The sequence below is a fragment of the Alcaligenes sp. Lyrl_28 genome, assembly GCF_051948705.1.
Classification (GTDB): Bacteria; Pseudomonadota; Gammaproteobacteria; order Burkholderiales; family Burkholderiaceae_B; genus Alcaligenes; species Alcaligenes ammonioxydans.
This window is the reverse complement of sequence record NZ_JAYJLG010000002.1, coordinates 610,879-629,407: the sequence shown is the minus strand read 5'-3', so window position 1 is coordinate 629,407 and position 18,529 is coordinate 610,879. Positions and strand designations below refer to the sequence as shown.

Annotated in this window: 14 protein-coding genes and 2 tRNA genes; 4 read left to right on the top strand and 12 right to left on the bottom strand. The window is 57.4% G+C overall.

Features of this window, described 5'->3' with window-relative positions; translation table 11 throughout:
- Positions 1 to 3: 3 nt before the first annotated feature.
- From infB to scpB, 5 genes are all read right to left on the bottom strand, one after another.
- Entirely contained in the window at positions 4 to 3,057 is a 3,054-nt protein-coding gene (infB, locus tag VF694_RS07445; RefSeq protein WP_003802467.1) for a translation initiation factor IF-2, read from the bottom strand.
- Between the two features lie 67 nt (positions 3,058 to 3,124).
- Positions 3,125 to 4,609: a transcription termination factor NusA gene (gene nusA / locus VF694_RS07440; protein ID WP_003802468.1), complete on the bottom strand. Its 1,485-nt coding sequence runs from the start codon at positions 4,607 to 4,609 to the stop codon at positions 3,125 to 3,127.
- Positions 4,606 to 5,097, bottom strand: a complete 492-nt coding sequence (gene rimP / locus VF694_RS07435; RefSeq protein WP_003802469.1) for a ribosome maturation factor RimP — start codon at positions 5,095 to 5,097, stop codon at positions 4,606 to 4,608. Before rimP ends, nusA begins: the two co-directional genes overlap by 4 nt.
- A gap of 324 nt (positions 5,098 to 5,421) precedes the next feature.
- Complete coding sequence (gene rluB, locus VF694_RS07430; RefSeq protein WP_003802470.1) at positions 5,422 to 7,254, bottom strand: 23S rRNA pseudouridine(2605) synthase RluB; 1,833 nt, start codon at positions 7,252 to 7,254, stop codon at positions 5,422 to 5,424.
- A gap of 2 nt (positions 7,255 to 7,256) precedes the next feature.
- Complete coding sequence (gene scpB, locus VF694_RS07425) at positions 7,257 to 8,192, bottom strand: SMC-Scp complex subunit ScpB (protein ID WP_440164012.1); 936 nt, start codon at positions 8,190 to 8,192, stop codon at positions 7,257 to 7,259.
- Between the two features lie 132 nt (positions 8,193 to 8,324).
- Here scpB and VF694_RS07420 point away from each other — a divergent pair.
- Both VF694_RS07420 and VF694_RS07415 read left to right on the top strand, forming a co-directional pair.
- Positions 8,325 to 8,401, top strand: a tRNA-Met gene (locus VF694_RS07420).
- Positions 8,402 to 9,216: 815 nt separating this feature from the next.
- A tRNA-Met gene (locus tag VF694_RS07415) sits at positions 9,217 to 9,293 on the top strand.
- A 153-nt stretch (positions 9,294 to 9,446) separates the two neighbouring features.
- Here VF694_RS07415 and VF694_RS07410 read toward each other — a convergent pair.
- A complete protein-coding gene (locus tag VF694_RS07410; protein ID WP_440164011.1) occupies positions 9,447 to 10,409 on the bottom strand; it encodes a hypothetical protein in 963 nt (320 codons plus the stop codon).
- Between the two features lie 175 nt (positions 10,410 to 10,584).
- Between VF694_RS07410 and VF694_RS07405 the strand changes: the two genes are divergently transcribed.
- Positions 10,585 to 11,691 (top strand): GNAT family N-acetyltransferase, encoded by a 1,107-nt coding sequence (locus VF694_RS07405; protein WP_440164010.1) that lies wholly within the window; start codon positions 10,585 to 10,587, stop codon positions 11,689 to 11,691.
- 4 nt (positions 11,692 to 11,695) lie between these two features.
- Here the strand turns inward: VF694_RS07405 and phaR are convergent, their stop codons facing one another.
- From phaR to VF694_RS07380, 5 genes are all read right to left on the bottom strand, one after another.
- Positions 11,696 to 12,238: a polyhydroxyalkanoate synthesis repressor PhaR gene (phaR, locus tag VF694_RS07400; RefSeq protein ID WP_003802475.1), complete on the bottom strand. Its 543-nt coding sequence runs from the start codon at positions 12,236 to 12,238 to the stop codon at positions 11,696 to 11,698.
- 58 nt (positions 12,239 to 12,296) lie between these two features.
- Positions 12,297 to 13,034, bottom strand: coding sequence for an acetoacetyl-CoA reductase (gene phbB, locus VF694_RS07395; RefSeq protein WP_003802477.1), 738 nt, complete (start codon positions 13,032 to 13,034; stop codon positions 12,297 to 12,299).
- Positions 13,035 to 13,160: 126 nt separating this feature from the next.
- Entirely contained in the window at positions 13,161 to 14,792 is a 1,632-nt protein-coding gene (locus VF694_RS07390) for a PHA/PHB synthase family protein (protein ID WP_059318787.1), read from the bottom strand.
- A gap of 142 nt (positions 14,793 to 14,934) precedes the next feature.
- Positions 14,935 to 15,702 (bottom strand): peptidoglycan editing factor PgeF, encoded by a 768-nt coding sequence (gene pgeF, locus VF694_RS07385; protein ID WP_059318786.1) that lies wholly within the window; start codon positions 15,700 to 15,702, stop codon positions 14,935 to 14,937.
- Positions 15,684 to 16,649: an RluA family pseudouridine synthase gene (locus VF694_RS07380; protein WP_003802484.1), complete on the bottom strand. Its 966-nt coding sequence runs from the start codon at positions 16,647 to 16,649 to the stop codon at positions 15,684 to 15,686. Before VF694_RS07380 ends, pgeF begins: the two co-directional genes overlap by 19 nt.
- Positions 16,650 to 16,708: 59 nt before the next feature.
- Between VF694_RS07380 and VF694_RS07375 the strand changes: the two genes are divergently transcribed.
- Entirely contained in the window at positions 16,709 to 17,542 is an 834-nt protein-coding gene (locus tag VF694_RS07375) for an outer membrane protein assembly factor BamD (RefSeq protein ID WP_080584985.1), read from the top strand.
- 271 nt (positions 17,543 to 17,813) lie between these two features.
- Here the strand turns inward: VF694_RS07375 and VF694_RS07370 are convergent, their stop codons facing one another.
- On the bottom strand, positions 17,814 to 18,494 hold the full coding sequence (locus VF694_RS07370; protein ID WP_003802488.1) for a TetR/AcrR family transcriptional regulator: 681 nt from the start codon (positions 18,492 to 18,494) through the stop codon (positions 17,814 to 17,816).
- Positions 18,495 to 18,529 lie beyond the last annotated feature (35 nt).

Here is an 18,529-nt window from a genome sequence, read left to right as displayed (position 1 = left end):
AAATTACAGTGTCCGGGCGATCTCTTTGATCTCGAAGATCTCAAGCTGGTCGCCCACTTGGATGTCGTTGTTGCCGCGCAGCGTAATACCGCAATCGAAGCCGGAACGCACTTCCTTGGCATCGTCCTTGAAGCGGCGCAGGGAGTCCAGGTAGCCGGTCCAATGCACAACGTTGTTGCGCAGCAGGCGAACCTGCGAATCACGACGTACCACGCCTTCGGTAACCATACACCCGGCGATGTTACCAATACGTGACACGTTGTAGACTTCGCGGATTTCAACCATGCCGATGATTTCTTCACGCTGCTCAGGAGCCAGCATGCCAGACAGGGCTGCTTTGACCTCGTCGACCGCATCGTAAATGATGTTGTAGTAACGCAGATCAATGCCGTTGGCTTCGGCCAGCTTCTTGGCGCTTTGCTCGGCACGGACGTTAAAGCCGATCACCACCGCGTTGGAGGCAATCGCCAGGTTGACGTCGCTCTCGGAGATGCCACCCACGGCAGCGTGTACTACCACCACACGCACTTCGTCGGTAGAGAGCTTGACCAGCGACTGCACCAGCGCCTCTTGCGAGCCCTGTACGTCGGTCTTGATGATCAGCGACAGTGTCTGCATGCCCTCGCCCAGGTTGTCGAACATGGACTCCAGCTTGGCGGCCTGTTGACGCGACAGTTTCACATCACGGAACTTGCCTTGGCGGAACAGAGCGATCTCACGGGCTTTGCGCTCGTCAGCCATCACCACCAGTTCATCACCAGCGGCAGGCACTTCGGTCAAACCTTGAATTTCCACCGGAATCGAAGGACCAGCCGACGTCAGCGATTTGCCCGTTTCATTCAACATGGCACGTACGCGACCGAAAGACGCGCCAACCAGCACGCTGTCGCCACGGTTCAGGGTGCCGCTTTGCACCAGAATGGTGGCGACAGGACCGCGACCCTTGTCCAGGCGCGCTTCAATAACCGTTCCCTTGGCAGGAGCGTCAACGGGTGCCTTGAGCTCCAGCATTTCAGCTTGCAGCAGCACGTTTTCCAGCAATTCGTCGATACCCTGGCCGGTTTTGGCCGACACAGGAATAAAGGGCACATCGCCACCGTATTCTTCGGGCACCACTTCCTCGGCCACCAGCTCTTGCTTGACGCGCTCTGGGTTGGCTTCAGGCTTGTCGATCTTGTTGATCGCCACCACCAGCGGCACGCCGGCGGCGCGAGCATGGTGAATCGCTTCACGCGTCTGAGGCATCACGCCGTCATCGGCGGCCACCACCAGAATCACCACGTCAGTGGCTTTGGTACCGCGGGCACGCATGGCTGTAAAGGCCTCGTGACCGGGAGTATCCAGGAATGTGGCTGTACCACGTGCTGTCTTGACGTTGTAGGCACCAATGTGCTGCGTAATACCACCGGCTTCGCCCGAGGCAATCTTGGCGCGACGGATGTAGTCCAGCAACGATGTCTTACCGTGGTCAACGTGACCCATCACCGTTACGACAGGCGCACGGGGCTTGAGTTCAGCATCGTTTTGCGCGTCCGTATCAACCAGGAAGGCTTCTGGATCGTCCAGCTTGGCAGCAATGGCCTTGTGACCCAGCTCTTCGACCAGAATCATGGCCGTTTCCTGATCCAGCACCTGGTTGATGGTGACCATCTGACCGAGCTTCATCAGGTGTTTGATCACCTCGGCAGCTTTCACCGCCATACGGTGGGCCAGATCGCTGACCGAAATGGTTTCAGGCACGTGCACTTCACGGGCAATGAATTCTGCCACTTGTGGTTCGCGACGCTCGGCCTGAGCGTTGCGGCCACCACGGCCACCTTTGCCTCGACCGGCCTTGGCATTGGCTTTCCAGCCTTCGCGACCACCACCGGCACCGGCCGACGCCACATCCGCCTTGGAAGGCTGCTTCTTGCGGCTGGCATCGCTGGTCCAGCCTGGCGTGCTGTCCGTCTTGACAGGTTTACCCGGGACTTTTTCGACCTTGGAACCTTTAACGTCTTTCTTTTGAGCGCCCTTGGCCGCTGTCTTGGTGTCAGCTTCCGGCTCGGGTGCGCGCAAGACTTTACGAGGACGATTCAACATATCGCGCAAGGCAGCGGCTTCTGCCTCTGCGGCCTTACGGGCGCGATCACGATCCTGGTCTTGCTCCACATCGGCGGCAACAGGAGGAATCACCGGGCCACGCGCGGCACGGCGCGGGCTGGTGGCAGCCACATCCCGTGGTTTTGCAGTCGATGTGGGCGTTTTAGTCCCTTGAGGGTGCTGAGTTTTATTCACAGAGTTAGCTTGACGGGCGTCGTTTACAGATTTAGTAGGTTCCACCGGCTTTTCTTGTGCCGTAGGAGAGGGAGCCGATTCAGTCTTTTGCTGAACAGGGGTGGCCGCCGCCGGGGCGGTTGCCTTGGCGGCAGGCGCGGGTTCCTGAGGCTTGGGCTCGGGTTGGGTTGGACTTTCCGGGGCAGCCGCAACGGGCTCCACAGGAGCAGCCGGTTCAGGCGCGGGCTCAGCAACAGGAGTCGGTTCAGGCGCGGTGCGCACTTCGGGTTCAGGCTCAGGCTTGGGCTCTGGCTTGGACTCGACAGGCGCGGCGGGCTCCTTCACAGGCGCTTCGGGGGCCGCAGCGACAGGCGCAGCAGGCTGACTGGCAGGAGCGGCAGGCGCCGCTTGAACAGCCGGTTTTTCCTGGCTGGCCACCTGGGCGGCCTGCTCTTTCGCATTTTCCTGCGCCAATGCCGCATTGGCCTCTGCCACCAGCTCGGACGGATCACGCTTTACAAACACACGTTTTTTGCGTGTTTCCACTTGAATGGTGCGGGAGCGACCCGACCCGTCATCCTGACGGATCTCCGATGTTTGACGGCGAGTCAGGGTGATCTTGTTGCCTTCCTGACTGCCGTGCGAGCGGCGCAACGATTCAAGCAGCTTCGCCTTATCCGAATCAGTGATGGCATCATCCACTGATTTGAGCTCAATACCTGCGCTACGCAACTGCTCCAGCAGAACATTCGCAGGCATTTTCAGTTCTTGAGCGAACTGGGCGACAGTGTTACTCGACATTCGACTCTCTCTTGCTTTACTACAACTATTCTTAATGAATACAACGCGCGGGACCTAGCTAGACATATCAGGCCTCGTCGTCAAACCAGTGGGCACGGGCACGCATGATCAGCTCGCTGGCCGCATCTTGCGCCAGGCCGGTCATCTCGGACAATTCGTCCGTTGCCAGTTCCGCCAGTTCATCCAGCGTTGTAATCTCGTTTTCGGCCAGGACAGCGATCAGCTCGGGCGTCATGCCCTCGACTCCTGCCAGCTCCTTGACCGCGGTCTGTACCAGCTCTTCCTTGGCAATGGCCTCGCTCAGCAGTGCATTACGGGCGCGGGCACGCAGCTCGTTGACGGTTTCCTCGTCAAAGGCTTCGATTTCCTGCAACTCCTGCAACGGCACATAAGCGATTTCTTCCAGACCAGTAAATCCTTCGTCGATCAGAATATCGGCCACAGCTTCGTCCACATCCAGACGGGACATGAAGGTGGCACGCAGTTCCTCGCGCTCTTCGTCCTGACGGTTGCGACTTTCTTCCGGTGTCATGATGTTGATCTGCCAGCCGGTCAGCTCCGATGCCAGACGCACGTTCTGACCTCGCGAACCAATGGCCTTGGGCAGGTTTTCCTCATCGACCACCACGTCCATGGCGTGCTTGTCTTCGTCAACCAGAATGGACTCGACGTGTGCCGGAGCCAGAGCGCCGATCACAAACTCGGCCGGATCATCCGCCCACAACACGATATCGACCTGCTCGCCGCCCAGCTCATTGCGCACGGCGGTCACCCGCGAACCACGCATCCCCACACACGTACCGATAGGATCGATACGCTTGTCGTAAGCAATCACGGCAATCTTGGCGCGCACACCCGCATCACGGGCAGCTGCTTTGATCTCCAGCAGACCCTGTTCGATCTCGGGAACCTCGTTCTCGAACAGTTCCTTGATAAATTCAGGAGCGGTACGCGACAAGATGACCTGTTGGCCACGCGCGGCGTAATCCACTTTCTGCACCCAGGCTCGAACTCGATCGCCCACACGGATATTTTCCTTGGGGATCATTTCCGAGCGAGGCAAACGCGCCTCGATCTTGCCCATTTCAATAATGGCGTCGCCCTTGTCCATACGTTTGACCGTGCCAGAGACAATGGTTTCACCACGCTCCAGAAAGTCGTTCAGGACCTGTTCGCGCTCGGCGTCACGGATTTTTTGCAAGATGGCCTGTTTGGCCGCCTGGGCACCGATACGACCAAACTCGATAGGCTCGAGCGGCTCTTCGATGTAATCGTCCACTTGCAGATCGGGGTCGATTTCCTGGGCATCCGACAGCATTTCCTGCTTGTCGGGCTCTTGCAGGCCAGCCTCGTCGGGCACGACCAGCCAGCGCCGGAACCCTTCATGGGCGCCGGTTTCCCTGTCGATTTCCACTCGGATATCAACATCTTCTTTGAAGCGCTTTTTCATGGCCGAGGCCAAAGCGCTTTCAAGCGCGGTGAACACGACTTCACGCGCTACAGATTTTTCACGCGCCAGCGCATCGACCAGCAATAGAATTTCGCGACTCATCGCTTCTTACCCTTGAAATCAAGAACGGGATCCAATTTGGCACGATCCACCTGGTCATAGGTGAATTCGACCTGCGTCAGCTTGCCCGATGCTTCGTCCAGTTCCAGCCTAAAAACGGTATCCAGCGGAACACTAGCCGGTAGCGCCCCTTCGGGAGCGTGGAGCGTACCCACAAACACTTTCCGATTGTCGATAGCCTCGTGCAGGCGCACCTGCACCCGACTGCCGGCAAAACGCACGTAATCGCCAATCCGCAACAGGGGACGATCCACCCCCGGAGAGGTCACTTCCATGCGTTTGTAGTCCACGTTTTCCACTTCGAAAACGCGCGATAATTGTTTAGACACCCATTCACAGTGCTCGATACGTACCCCTTCAGGGTGATCGATGACGATGCGTAACAAGCCAAGCGGCGCACGCTCAACGTCCACCAGTTCGTACTCAGTACCCGCTAGGGTCTCTTGTGCCAAAGCTAGAATGTCTGCCATAAAATCCAAAAAAAATGGGCTGTACGCCAGCCCATGGTAACCATGCTCACTTGAGGGTCAAGCGGGCCCTGGTCTTGCGCATTGCCAACGTCAAACTCGGAATGGTTGCAGGCGCAACCGAACCGGATGATTTATGCGGCCTTTGCCTTGAAAGGCCGCCCTATTCGCTGGCGCGCAGCATCAAAAAAGACCCAGCCGACACAAATGTCTCTGAGCCAAGTTCCATATTCTACCAGAAAACCGGAAAATACGTGCATTCACACGGCCTTACAGGCCCAAACCGCAGGGTTCGGGCCACAAACTCAAGGACCGCGAGATCCGGCTTTACCGGCGCCCGCGCCCCAGATGGGACTCGTGAGCAGCCGAGCCGGCCGGTTGCCAGTCATCATCACGACGGCTGACACGGCGCACGACTGTTGTTTTCTTCACATGAACCTTGGCTGTTTGCCCGGCAGCAGCACGTTCCGAAGTGCCGCGACGAGCCGAAGGCGCCCGCCCCTCCTGTGCGCCGCGGGCATGACCGCCACGAGCCTGATCACCACGAGCAGATTCACCGCGAGGCAGCTCGCCACGCGCCGGACGGCGGCCAGCATGAGCGCGCGCCCCCTCTTGTGAACGATTGTCCGGGGCACGACCTTCCAGGGAACGTCCTTCTGTCGTACGACCACGCTGCGGACCGCGACCACCTTGGGTGGCGCGGGGCGCGCCCCGTCCGTTTCCGGTACGCTCACGGCCGCCTTGCTCACGACGCCCACCATCAGGATGGCCGTTAGCCAGACCACCACTGATAAACAGCGCACCGCTGACGGACTCGTTAACGCGCACATTGTTGGAAGAACGACCACGCCCGCTGGCCAGTCGACCGCCACGCCCAATCCGCGCACCGCTCAGCCCATTGTGTTCCAGCGTACCGAAACCAGGGGGCAAAGCGCTGTCATGCGACAGCGGCTGACGCTCACGACGCTGATGCGAGCCATCTTCATCCAACTCTTTCATCAGACCCAGGCGCAACATGAATGCCATCACAACGTCCGCATCCAGCTCTTCCCAGCGACCGCGACGCAGGCTCTTGGGCAGACTCACGTCACCGAAACGGGTCCGAATCAAACGACTCACCGTCACGCCCATGGCTTCAAACATGCGACGCACCTCGCGGTTGCGCCCTTCGTGAATGGTGACGCGATACCAGCGATTGCTGCCCTCGCCACCCAGAAACTCGATCATGCCAAACTTGGCCAGACCATCCTCAAGCTGAACACCATCACGCATGGACTGCATCTGCTCTTCGCTCAGCTCACCCAAGACCCGGACAGCATACTCACGCTCGGCGCCGTAGCGAGGATGCATCATGCGGTTGGCAATATCACCGGACGTGGTGAAGATCAGCAAACCTTCCGTGTTCAAGTCCAGACGACCGACCGACAGCCACTTACCCACTTTCAGCGAAGGCAGGCGACCGAACACCGTGGCACGGCCTTCGGGGTCATCATGCGTCACAATTTCACCCGCTGGCTTGTGATAGAGAATCACACGCGGAGGGCGCTTGGTATTGGCACGATTGATCAACTGACCGTTGATACGCACTTTGTCATCTGCACTCACGCGCTGCCCGATATGAGCGGGCTCGCCGTTTACCGAAACCCGTCCCGCAACGATCAACTCCTCCATGTCGCGGCGTGAGCCAATACCGGCTTCAGCCAGCACTTTGTGCAATTTTGGTTGCACCAGCTCGCTGCCCATGTACTTGCCCAGACGCTGCGAGAGGCGATTTTGCTTGTCCAGATGACTGAATGCGATGTCATCATCACCGTCCAGAATCACGACTGGCGCATCATCAGCCGGGTTCGAGTAACGGGCCGGCTGGGCAGTGCCAGAACGCTTGCCGGGGCCGCCGCGCGCGTCCTGACGACGGCCAGCAGGCGCAGGTTTGCGGCGATTGTTTTGTGGGCGGGCCGGACGCGCCTTGACCTCACCGGCAGCGCTCGTCTGAGCCTCGTCATTCTGGCGTGGAGCAGACTCTTGGGTCGCGTCACCACGACGGCGACGAAACGGAGTACGCAATTTGCGCCCCTGGCCTTTCGCGCGGGGATTCTTGGGGTCGGCCGCGCCAGCGGTATCCGACGTGGAGGCTGTGTTCGTCTCGTGCGAATCAGTCATTTTTAATCATTTACTCCAGAGTTTTTTATTTCGTCCGGTACCTGTGTATCCGATAGGCCAGCCGCAGCCTGGGCCTCATCCAAGGAGTCCGGTGTCATATTCACTTCAGCTTGTTCCGTTTGTGGCGACCCCGCTTCTGAGGCCCCCCCAAGCCAATTGTCCTGATTGCCTGACTCGGAACCCGGTTCGGATTCCAGCTCAAGCTGAGCAGCACAGACCTGTAGCGGCTCCGTACCCTCTTCCAAAGCAGCGCTCTGCTCTGCTTCTTGTTCTATGCCCTGCTCTGCCTGGGAGCCAGCCGGCTGCACCCCAGCGGGTGCGGGCGCCTGCCCTGCCACTTGTTCCTGACTTTGGTCCCGAAGATCCGCCTCTTGCTGAGGACCCAGGGGCTGGCTCTGCTCTTGATCCGCCCCCTGCTCCTGTGGCGGGTCAGCCGACACCAACGGCTGACCATTGGGCAAGGAGGCCAATGCATCCAGAGAATCCAAGGTCTCAACCGAGGGCAACTCATCCAAAGAGCGCAAACCCAAATCATTCAGAAACTGACGGGTCGTGCCCAGCAATGCAGGGCGACCGGGCGCATCACGATAGCCCAGCACTTCAATCCAACCCCGATCTTCCAGCGTCCGCACAATCTGAGTCGATACGCTAACGCCACGTATATCCTCGATATCGCCGCGGGTAACGGGTTGCCGCCAAGCAATGATCGCCAAGGTTTCCAGCACGGCCCGCGAATACTTGGGCGCGCGCTCCAGACTCAGGCGGGACAAAAACACTTGCATGGCCGGGCGACTTTGAAAGCGCCAACCCGAGGCAACCTGAACCAGTTCCAGGCCACGCTCCTTCCAATCCAATTGCAAGATGGCCAGATAACGACGCAGATCATCTGCGCTCAGCGGCGGGGAGACGAACATCTTGCGCAACTCGGCGCTGTTCATGGGCTGCTGCGCACACAGCAAAGCCGTCTCCAGGACTCGGATTATTTCACTTTCGGTCACTGCTGGGAAGCCTCACTTTCTGGCGATACTTGCATAAAGCAAAAATTCCATGTTAATATCTATTTTTTCCGGCGCGGGGTGGAGCAGCATGGTAGCTCGTCGGGCTCATAACCCGAAGGTCGTAGGTTCAAATCCTGCCCCCGCAACCATCACCCGGAACTGCTTAGCAGAATCAATCAAGCCAGCCAATTTGTGCTGGCTTTTTTGTTGCCCGCCGTTTGGGTCCGCCTTGTGATGCACCGCAGCCTGCGCGCGCTGGCACAAAGCAGCAGGCGCGATCCCTGTTGCAACACGCAGGCGAACTGTCATGCTTGCCAGCCGTGTCCCACCAACCGCCATCGCTGCCAAACAGGCGGATACCGCTAAAGACGCGCGCGCCCATACACGCCCCCGGTTCAAACCCGACACGGCCGCATTACAAGCGATAAACAATTTTGTGTAAGCACACATGCTGATGATGAGTACGTCCGCAAGCCCTATCGGACTGGATTTGAATTGGCGATCCACATTCAGGACCGCGAAAACAGCACAACAACGTTTGGGGCAATAACTGATCGGGGCACAATTCAGGTCGGCACAATCAAACACCTGCAGCGCTACACCTAGCAAGCACCACAAGGCTTATCGATTGCCTACACCTGAAACAAAGCCAGAAACAGAGAAATTCGTTTTGCCGGTACATCCCGCCTAGTAGGGGAGCCGACTGCTATCACAGCCAGATGCCAGCTATCAAGAGCTGGTCGCTATACAGGAAGCCGCTTGCGCGTTTGAGCTTTTAGAAATGCCAGACCGACTGAACCTGTAAGCACACTATGTATTACACCATTGCGACCGGCAAGACGCAAGAAAATTGAAAGACCCTTTTATCCACACCTCCCCGTGCAGGGCGCCTCAGGCATAAAAATGAAATAAACACGCCATGCTATGTACATAATCAAAAACTATGTTATAGTTACTTCTCTGACGCGGGGTGGAGCAGCATGGTAGCTCGTCGGGCTCATAACCCGAAGGTCGTAGGTTCAAATCCTGCCCCCGCAACCAAATTTAAAAAACCGTCGCTTATGCGGCGGTTTTTTTTGTCCTTATTTTCCGGCAATCATCTGCTGCCTATCACCTGACAAGCGTATGGCTTGTCGTATGGCCTGCCCCCTGGCCGTCCCCAAAGCCTTGACGAACCAGCACGTTCAGCGACCACTACGGCGCTACCGCCGTCTTGCGCTGCGCAAACCACTGCAAACCGGACCGCACATGATCGCGCAGCCAGGCATACACAGCCGGGGTCTGCCCCGTCTCGAACTTCGCGTGCAGTCTCAGACCAGAAAGCATTTGCCGCACCCCGTCAACAGACACTCCTGGCTCCAGATGCACCATGGACCACGGCGGGTCCATCTTGACATCCAAGGACAATCGCCCTTGCGGAGCGGGCAACTGCCCAATAAATGCCAGCAAGGCATGGCGGCTGTCCCGATCAGCCACTGAGTCAGGCATAAGTCGCACGGCGGTGCGCGCCGCCAGCAAAGCCTTATCAATAGAGGGGCGCGGGTCCTCATCCATGCTCATGCTCATCACCACAACTGGCATGACCATGGATTGAATCAGATTCTGATTGTCCAGATACAGCCTCAGGCTTTTCAGTTGCGCCTGCTCAAGCTCGCTCTGGCTCAAGGCGCGTCCCGCTGCGGACTCAATGCCAAACTGCGCCTGAACCCGAAATTCTCGCAGGGACTGGCTGCGCAACCGAAGCTGCTCCAGATACAGATGGGCCGAGGCTGGGTCCCATTGGTATTTAAGCGAAAAATCCATCGGCTTGGCTTGCAGGCGCATAATGTAGTCCTGCCCCGGCAGCCGCCCCGTCAAAACATAAATACCGCTGATCGCCATTTCTATGGCTTGAGGCATATCTTGCTGCCCCGAAAAATCGGCCAATCCCTTATCTTGCAAAACCAGCTCATCAAAGGCCAGCAGCATCGACGAATACCCTGTTGACCATTGGGCATTGTGAACACGACAAGCTCCCTGCTCATTTTGCATCTGCAGCTCGGCACCCGACTGCGGCTCCAAAGCCACGTAATGACGCAGATACTCACAGGCCGGGCCTGCTTGAGCTGAGGTCGCCAGCATGATCGCAAGGCCCAACGCACCGGCAATTTTCTTCATGAATGTCTCTAATTGAACCCGTTTGGGCACCGATGCCAAACAAGCCTTCCCTTTGCATAAAACGCTGGCTAGTATACAAAGCCCTCAGGACGTATGCCCTGCTCTGTTTCACAATAGGCTCACCACCGCCCCGATTGCCATGGACAGCACAGAATCACTCCAATTTTCCCTTTGCATGCAACTGAACCAGCTCGATGCGGCAGGCTGGGACACCTTGTCGGGCCATCATCTGCTGGTCAGCCATGCTTTTTTAACGAGTTTGCATGAAAGCGGTTGCGTCACCCCTCAGACAGGCTGGTCGCCGCATTACCTCTTGATGCATCGTGGTGCGACTCTGTGCGGCGCCGTGCCGCTGTATCTGAAGCATCACTCCCGGGGGGAATACGTGTTTGATCAGGGCTGGGCTCAGGCCTATCAACGTCATGGTCTGGACTACTACCCCAAGCTCTTGTGTTCGGTTCCGTTTACGCCTGTCAGCGGCCCACGTCTGCTGGCCGGTACACCAGAAGATCGCGTCTTGCTGGCACGGAAGCTCATTGAACTGACGCGCAGCAATCAACTGTCCTCTGTCCATGTGCTGTTCCCTCACGCAGACGACCGGTGGGCTCTGGAACAAGCGGGCTTCATGATGCGCCAGGATGTGCAGTTTCACTGGCAGAACCGCGATTACGCCAGCTACGAGGACTTTCTGGCCTCGCTAACCCAACAGAAACGCAAGAAAATGCGGCAGGACAGCCGCAAGGTTTACGAGCAAGGTCTATCGTTTGAGCACAAACAGGGCCTGGAAATCAGCGAGCGGGATCTGGATTTTTTTTACCGCTGCTACGCCAATACCTACCAGGAGCGTGGCCAGCATCCCTATCTGAACCGAGACTTCTTTGCCCGCCTGCGCGACCAGATCCCCGAGTCCCTGGTACTGATTCTGGCACGCCAACAGGGAGCATATATTGCCTGCGCCCTGTCGCTACGCGACAAGGACACCCTGTACGGACGTTATTGGGGCTGTACTGCCTACGTACCCGGCCTGCATTTTGAGACCTGCTATACCCAGGCGATTCAGTTTTGCATTGCGCAGCAACTGCGCTTTTTTGAAGGCGGCGCACAAGGGGAACACAAACTCTCGCGCGGCCTGTTGCCCACACCGACCTGCTCCGCTCACTGGATCGCAGACCCTCGCTTTGCTCAAGCAATTGATGCGTTTTTGCACGAAGAAGCGGGCCATGTGGCCCGCTATGAGGAAGTGCTCAGCCAACACACCCCGTTTAAAACACGGGTGGACTGAACAATCAGTCTTTCTTGTCTTTGCCCGGTGGCGCAAAAGGAAAGACCGAAAACATTTGCCGGGTCTGATCTTGCATCTGGTCCTGCATTTGAACAAACAGATTCTTGCTTTGATCAATATAGCTGTTCATGACAGTTTGCATGATCGGGGCCTGCACACTCATGAACTGCGCCCAAGCCTCGGGGCCAAACTGGCCACCATACATCCCCTTGGACTGCTCGGTCATGCGTTCCTGAATCTCCATGAATGCCTGAATATTCTTTTCCAGATACGAGCCCATCACCCCTTGCATGGCATTGCCATAAAAGCGGATGATCTGCATCAGCACTGGAGTGGAGAACATGGGGATACCCCCGCTTTCCTCCTCAAGAATGATCTGCAGCAAAATGCTGCGCGTCAGGTCCTCGCCGCTTTTGGCATCGACGACCGCGAACTCCTCCCCGGACAGCACCAGCTGCTTGACATCAACCATGGTGATGTAAGCGCTGGCCTGTGTGTCGTACAAGCGACGATTGGGGTATTTCTTGATGAGTCGAGGAGATCCCATGCTGGTGCTTACTTCCTAATCAATAAAACAAAACATGCACTGTGTACGTCTGCAAGCCTTAGCTCATGTGCAGACCGCCATTCAGGGAGAAATCCGCGCCAGTGGCAAAACCCGAATCACCCGACGCCAGCCAGGCAACCATGGACCCGATTTCATCGGGGGTGCCCAAGCGGCCCACCGGAATGGTAGCGACGATTTTCTCCAGAACGTCAGGACGAATCGCCCGGACCATGTCGGTGCCAATATATCCGGGGGAAATAGTATTGACTGTCACCCCTTTATTGGCAACTTCTTGAGCCAAGGCCATCGTAAAGCCATGAATACCGGCTTTGGCTGTCGAGTAGTTGGTCTGGCCAAACTGACCTTTTTGCCCATTGACCGAACTGATATTGATGATACGCCCCCATTGACGCTCCACCATGCCATCGATCACTTGCTTGGTCACGTTGAACAGGCTGTTCAAATTGGTGTCGATCACGGCACGCCAGTCTTCCTGACTCATTTTACGAAAGGTGCCATCGCGCGTGATCCCTGCATTGTTGACCAGCACATCCACACGGCCAAACTCGGCAAACACTTTCTTGAACGTCTCGACAGTGGAGTCCCAGTCTGCCACGTTGCCCACCGACGCATGAAAGGCGTAACCCAATTCGGCCTGTTCGCCCAACCATTTCTGAAAATCACGATTGGGGCCGCAGCCTGCAATCACGGTGAAACCGTCCTTGGCCAGGCGCTGACAAATGACTGTCCCTATCCCTCCCATACCACCAGTTACGTACGCTACTTTGCTGCTCATAGACATCTCCAGAAAGGGGTGACAAAGCTCATATCCCTGCGCCAGTCCGGGCAATGAGAAAGCCTGACATCGGGATGAAGGAAGCAGGCCAGCGGCCCTGCTCCCAAAATCTGAAAAACGGAAAAATTAACTGGCACGCACTTTTACATAACTGCCAGGCGCCTCTTCCAGAACGGGATAGCGCGCATTGCCCAAGCGCCGTTTGGCGCGACGCCGCGATCCCGACAAGGGCGCAAGCCAGGCAATCCAATCCGTCCACCAACTGCCGGGAACAGACTGGGCCCGCTCCAGGTACTGCTGAGCCTGCAGGCTGGCAAGGGGCTCATCTTCCTGCAGCACCCAGTAGTTACGGCGCTGCTTGGCAGGGGGATTAATGACGCCAGCGATGTGGCCCGATGCTCCCAGCACAAAACGAGCTTGGGCAGCAGGCAACGCCCGCAAAGAAGCATAGGCCGATTGCCACGGCACAATATGGTCTTCTTTGGAACCGTACACATAAACCGGCAAAGCCAGGCTGCTCAGGTCAGCACGATACTGACCGACCGGCACTCCCCCATCCTGAATCAGACGGTTTTCCAAGTAGGTGTTACGCAGATACCAGGTAAAAAAAGGACCGGGCAGATGCGTGCCATCAGAGTTCCAATACAGCAAATCAAACGCAGGCGGCTTCTTGCCCTGCAAATAATTACTACTCACATAATTCCAAACCAGTTCGGCGGGACGCAAAAACGAAAAGGTACTGGCCAGTTCACGGGCATTGAGCAGTCCCCCCTGCCCCAACTGCCACTCCCGAAAGGCAACCTGCGCCTCGTCGATAAAGACGTTGAGCATGCCGACATCGCTAAAGTCCAGCATGGTGGTCAGCAGGGTCATGGACGCGGCTGGCTCCTGCCCTTTGGCACGCGCCAGCGCCAACGCGCTGGCCAGCAAGGTGCCTCCGATGCAAAAACCCAGTGTATTGATCTTGTCCTGCCCCGATAGCTCCTGACTGACACGAACCGCCTCGAGCACGCCTTGCTCCAGATAATCCTGCCAGCTCAGGGCATGAATATGGGGCTCATCGGTAGGCTGAGGATTTCGCCAGGACATCAGATATACGGTCAAGCCCTGATCCAGGGCGTGACGCACAAAGGAATTCTCAGGCTGCAAATCCAGAATATAGAATTTGTTGATGCACGGTGGCACGATCAGCAACGGCACGGCATGCACCATCGCGGTGGTGGGCGCGTACTGGATCAACTGAAAGATATCGTTCTGAAACACCACAGCACCAGGCGTGGTGCCCACGTTAACCCCAAGCTGAAACTGGCTTTCATCCGTTTGCGTCAAACGTCCTTTTTGCCAGTCCTCCATAAAATTGGACATGCCCTCCAGGACCGACTGGCCGCCAGTATCCATCATGGTCTGCAGGGCCTGGGGATTGAGCATCAGGTAGTTGCTGGGCGACATGGCCTCGGCCCACTGCATGGTGGAAAAGCTCAGACGCTCGTGCTGGGCCTCATCCAGCTCCATCAGACCGAGCATATCGTTCATGGCCTGAACACTCAGTTGCCAGACATGGGCATTGAACAGGGCGGTAGGATTGTTCTGCCAAGCGGCATCGGCAAACCGTCTGTCTTTCGCCGGGGGCAAGTCGCCACGCTGGGCCTGTTCCCACAAATTCTGCCACTGCTGCAGGTAATGGGCTTGCAATTCAGCACAGCGGGCGGCATCGATCGGTTTGCCAAAACCTTGAAAAGCACGGTTGTTACTCGACATCTGCCACCTGTAAACGAATTGCAAATACGCTTAGAGCATGACGTTCGTCGCAAACCCAGTCAATTGGGGTAATTAATTAGGCTGACACACCATCAACTGAAACCAAAGCCTGCTTTTCATAGTGCGTAGGAACAAAAAACGGCTAGCGATGGGCCAGACGCGCAATGGTGACTTGTCGGCCCGTTTGCGGCGAACGGCGATAGGAGTAAAACCGCGCATCATCCTCGAACGTGCACAAGCCACTTAGATGCACCTTCATGGCGCCCGGACTCAATTGTTCCAAGCGATGGCGCGCAATGGCGGGCAAATCTGCCTGCCATTTGCCGGGATGCTTTCCCGCATTAAAAAAAGTAGCCAATTCAGGTTCTGCCCGGACATAGGCATCAAACACCTCCTGCCCCACCTCAAAGTGCTTCTGGCTGATGGCCGGCCCAATCCAGGCCTGCCAGGAACCCGCTTGCGGGCAGCGCCTTACCATCGCCTGCCAGGTTCGCTCCAGTACCCCGGCCTGCAAGCCACGCCAACCGGCATGAGCAACCCCCACGACCCGGGCTTGCTCGTCCCAGATCACGACGGGCAGGCAGTCGGCCGTCAAGATAGCCAGCGTGCGGTCGCTACGGGTAGTGACGGCGGCGTCAAACTGCCGAGGCTCGGCGGGTAAAAGATCCTGATCGGCATCCAGCACATCCGTGCCATGAACTTGCGCCAGCCAGATCGGCTCTACGCCCAAAAAGTCCACCATACGCTGACGATTGGCCTGCACCCGCTGCGGATCATCACCCGTATTCAGCCCCAGGTTCAGGCTTTCCCGCTCGCCCTGGCTGACACCACCGGCACGAGTCGTACAGAAATAAAGCAGTCCCGCTTGTTCGGGGCCGCCAACCGTAGGAATCAGCTGTGCGTGTGCCATTCAATCGTCTCTGCAACAGATTGATAATCAGCCGGTGGCTCGGCCGAAAAGCGACGACGCTCGCCGGTATCGGGGTCCTCAAACTCCAGCACATGAGCGTGCAACATTTGACGCTGCGCGCCCGCCACGGCCCGACCGCCATAAAGCGTATCGGCCAGCAAGGGGTGCTTGATCGAACTCAGGTGGACCCGGATCTGATGGGTACGCCCTGTCTCCAAGCGACACGCCACCTCGGTCACCGCCTCGTCACCGGCATAGCCCTGACGCAGCATCTGATAATGCGTTACTGCCGGCTTGGGAGCGACAGAGGGCCCGGTACTCATGCGTACGGGAACGCGCAAGTCACGCCCGATGGGCTCCTCAACCGAACCTTGACCCGGCAATACGCCATGAACCAGGGCCAGATACTGGCGTCCCATGCTACGCTCTTGCAATTGTCGGACAAAGTGGGTTTGAGCAACTTCCGTGCGAGCGACAACCAGCAAGCCGGACGTATCTTTGTCCAGCCGGTGTACGACACCGGCACGGGGCACCTGACGCAAAGCGGGAAAGCGAAACAGCAGACCATTGAGCAAGGTGCCGCGCCAGTTACCCGCGCCCGGGTGCGTGACCAGACCTACCGGCTTGTTAACCACCAGCCAGGAATCGCTTTGAGCCACAATTTCAAAGTCCACGTCATCGGGCTCGAACGCCATGTCTTCGGGTGCCTGTTGCTCCCAGACCTGAACAATGTCACCGGGATAAACCGTATGCTTGACCTTGACCACCTGGCCGTTGACAAGCACATGCCCGCTCTCGACCCAGGACTGCAGACGGCTGCGCGAATGCTGCGGCAGCAAACGCGCTAAAGTCTTGTCCAGACGATCGGGAGACGCGGAGATGGGAAGGATAAAACGCAGTGCGTCGGAAGAAACAACACTATCTTTTTCAGTATCTGTGTCAGGCATGGCGACAAATCATATAATTGAGCAGCAATGCTAACACCAAGGACGCTTTTGTGACTCGCATGAACCTGAACTTGCCACGTATTCGTGGTACCAAGCTGGCCCACGTAGCCGCATTAATGCTGGCTGCCACATTGCTTGCTGGCTGCGGCACTACCAAAAAAGAAGTTGACCCTACCTCGGGCTGGACCGCCGAGCGCTTGTATAAAGACGCCCGTGAAGAGATGGCGGCCGGCAACTGGAAAGACGCGCGTACCCGCCTGGAAGCCGTCGAGTCCCGCTATCCCTTTGGCACCTATGCACAGCAATCGCTGATCGACCAAGCCTACATCAACTGGAAGGACGACGAGCCTGCCAAGGCCCTGGCGGCAATTGACCGCTTTCAGAAGCAATACCCCAGCCACCCTGGCACCGATTACATGTTGTACCTGAAAGGGCTGATTTCTTTTACGCCTCCCAGTGCGGCCCTGTCCAATATCACCCAGCAGGACCCCAGCGAGCGTGACCCCAAAGGTCTGCGTGAGTCCTACGAAGCCTTTAACGATCTGCTGCAACGCTACCCTAACAGCCGTTACGCGCCCGATGCAGCCAAGCGGCTGACCTGGCTGGTCAGCACCATCGCACAGAACGAAGTACACGTGGCTGAGTACTACTACAAGCGTGGTGCGTACGTGGCGGCCGTAAACCGTGCGCAGACCGTCATTACCGACTTCAAAGGCGTGCCCATTGCTGAACGTGCGCTGTACTTGATGTACCTGTCCTACGACAAGTTGGGTCAGACCGAACTGCGCGACACCACCAAGCGGGTGATGGACGAAAACTTCCCTGACTCGAAGTACTTCAAAGAAGGGCTGGATTCCAAGGTGAATTACTGGAACCCGATCAACTGGTTCTAAGCCTTGAAGCAAAGCAGCGCACAATACGCGCTGCCTTTGTGAGGCGACAATAAAACGTCTCGCAGAACGCAACCCAAAAAAGGGCCAAATCCCATCCAGGATTCGGCCCTTTTAGTTTTTTTCTACCTTCAAACTGATGTTCCCTGCCAGCTTGTGTTGTCCTAATCATCCGAGCAAGGACTATCAATAAGACTATCCATCAGATAGCTCCGTGCCCTGGCGGCCATCCGAGTCCGCCCATCCCCCCACTGGCTCCAGAGCATCCTAAGTATCACCGCTCTTTCCTGGCATTGTCCTTTTGCACGCTATACATGCGCTCGGCAAAAGCCTCGGCCTTGGCCGGGTCTAAGGCTTGGCCTCCGAGGATTTTCATGGTGTCGTTCAAATACACCATCCGGTCCTCCAGATCCTCCTGCAGACCAATCAGGTAATAGCCTATCTGGCAAAAATACGTGGTCCGGGCTCGGGTCTGGGCTTCGATCTCTTCCACACCCATGCGCTGGAAGAAATTGGCCAAGGCGTTCATGCAGGCCTTGTCCGCCCGCGCGACGGCTTGCCGCACCCGCTCGGAGCGCCTTGCCCAATCCCGCATGGCCATATCCAGACCCGGCTCAAAACGGGACACGTCGAGCCAGGTGGAGAACAGGGACAACATGCCATCTTGCAAATTGTCCACGTTCTCCAGCGCCAGCATGGTGGAACGCATGTTCTTTTGCTCCCAAAAACCAACCAGCCCGTCCAGCAGGTCGTCCCTGTCCTTGAAATGCCAGTAAAAACTGCCTCGCGTGACGGCCATAAGCTGCGCCAGCCGGGTGATACGCACGGCCTCCACCCCTTCCTGCATGAACAGGCGGATAGCGGCTTCCAGCCAGTCCGCCCGTGTCAGATGCACGTTGGGCTCGGTCAGGGCCCCGGCCTGGGCCACCCGTTCAATCAGTTCCTTATCACTCATATCGCCTGCTTGTAGAGTCGCTTTAGTCGCCAAAG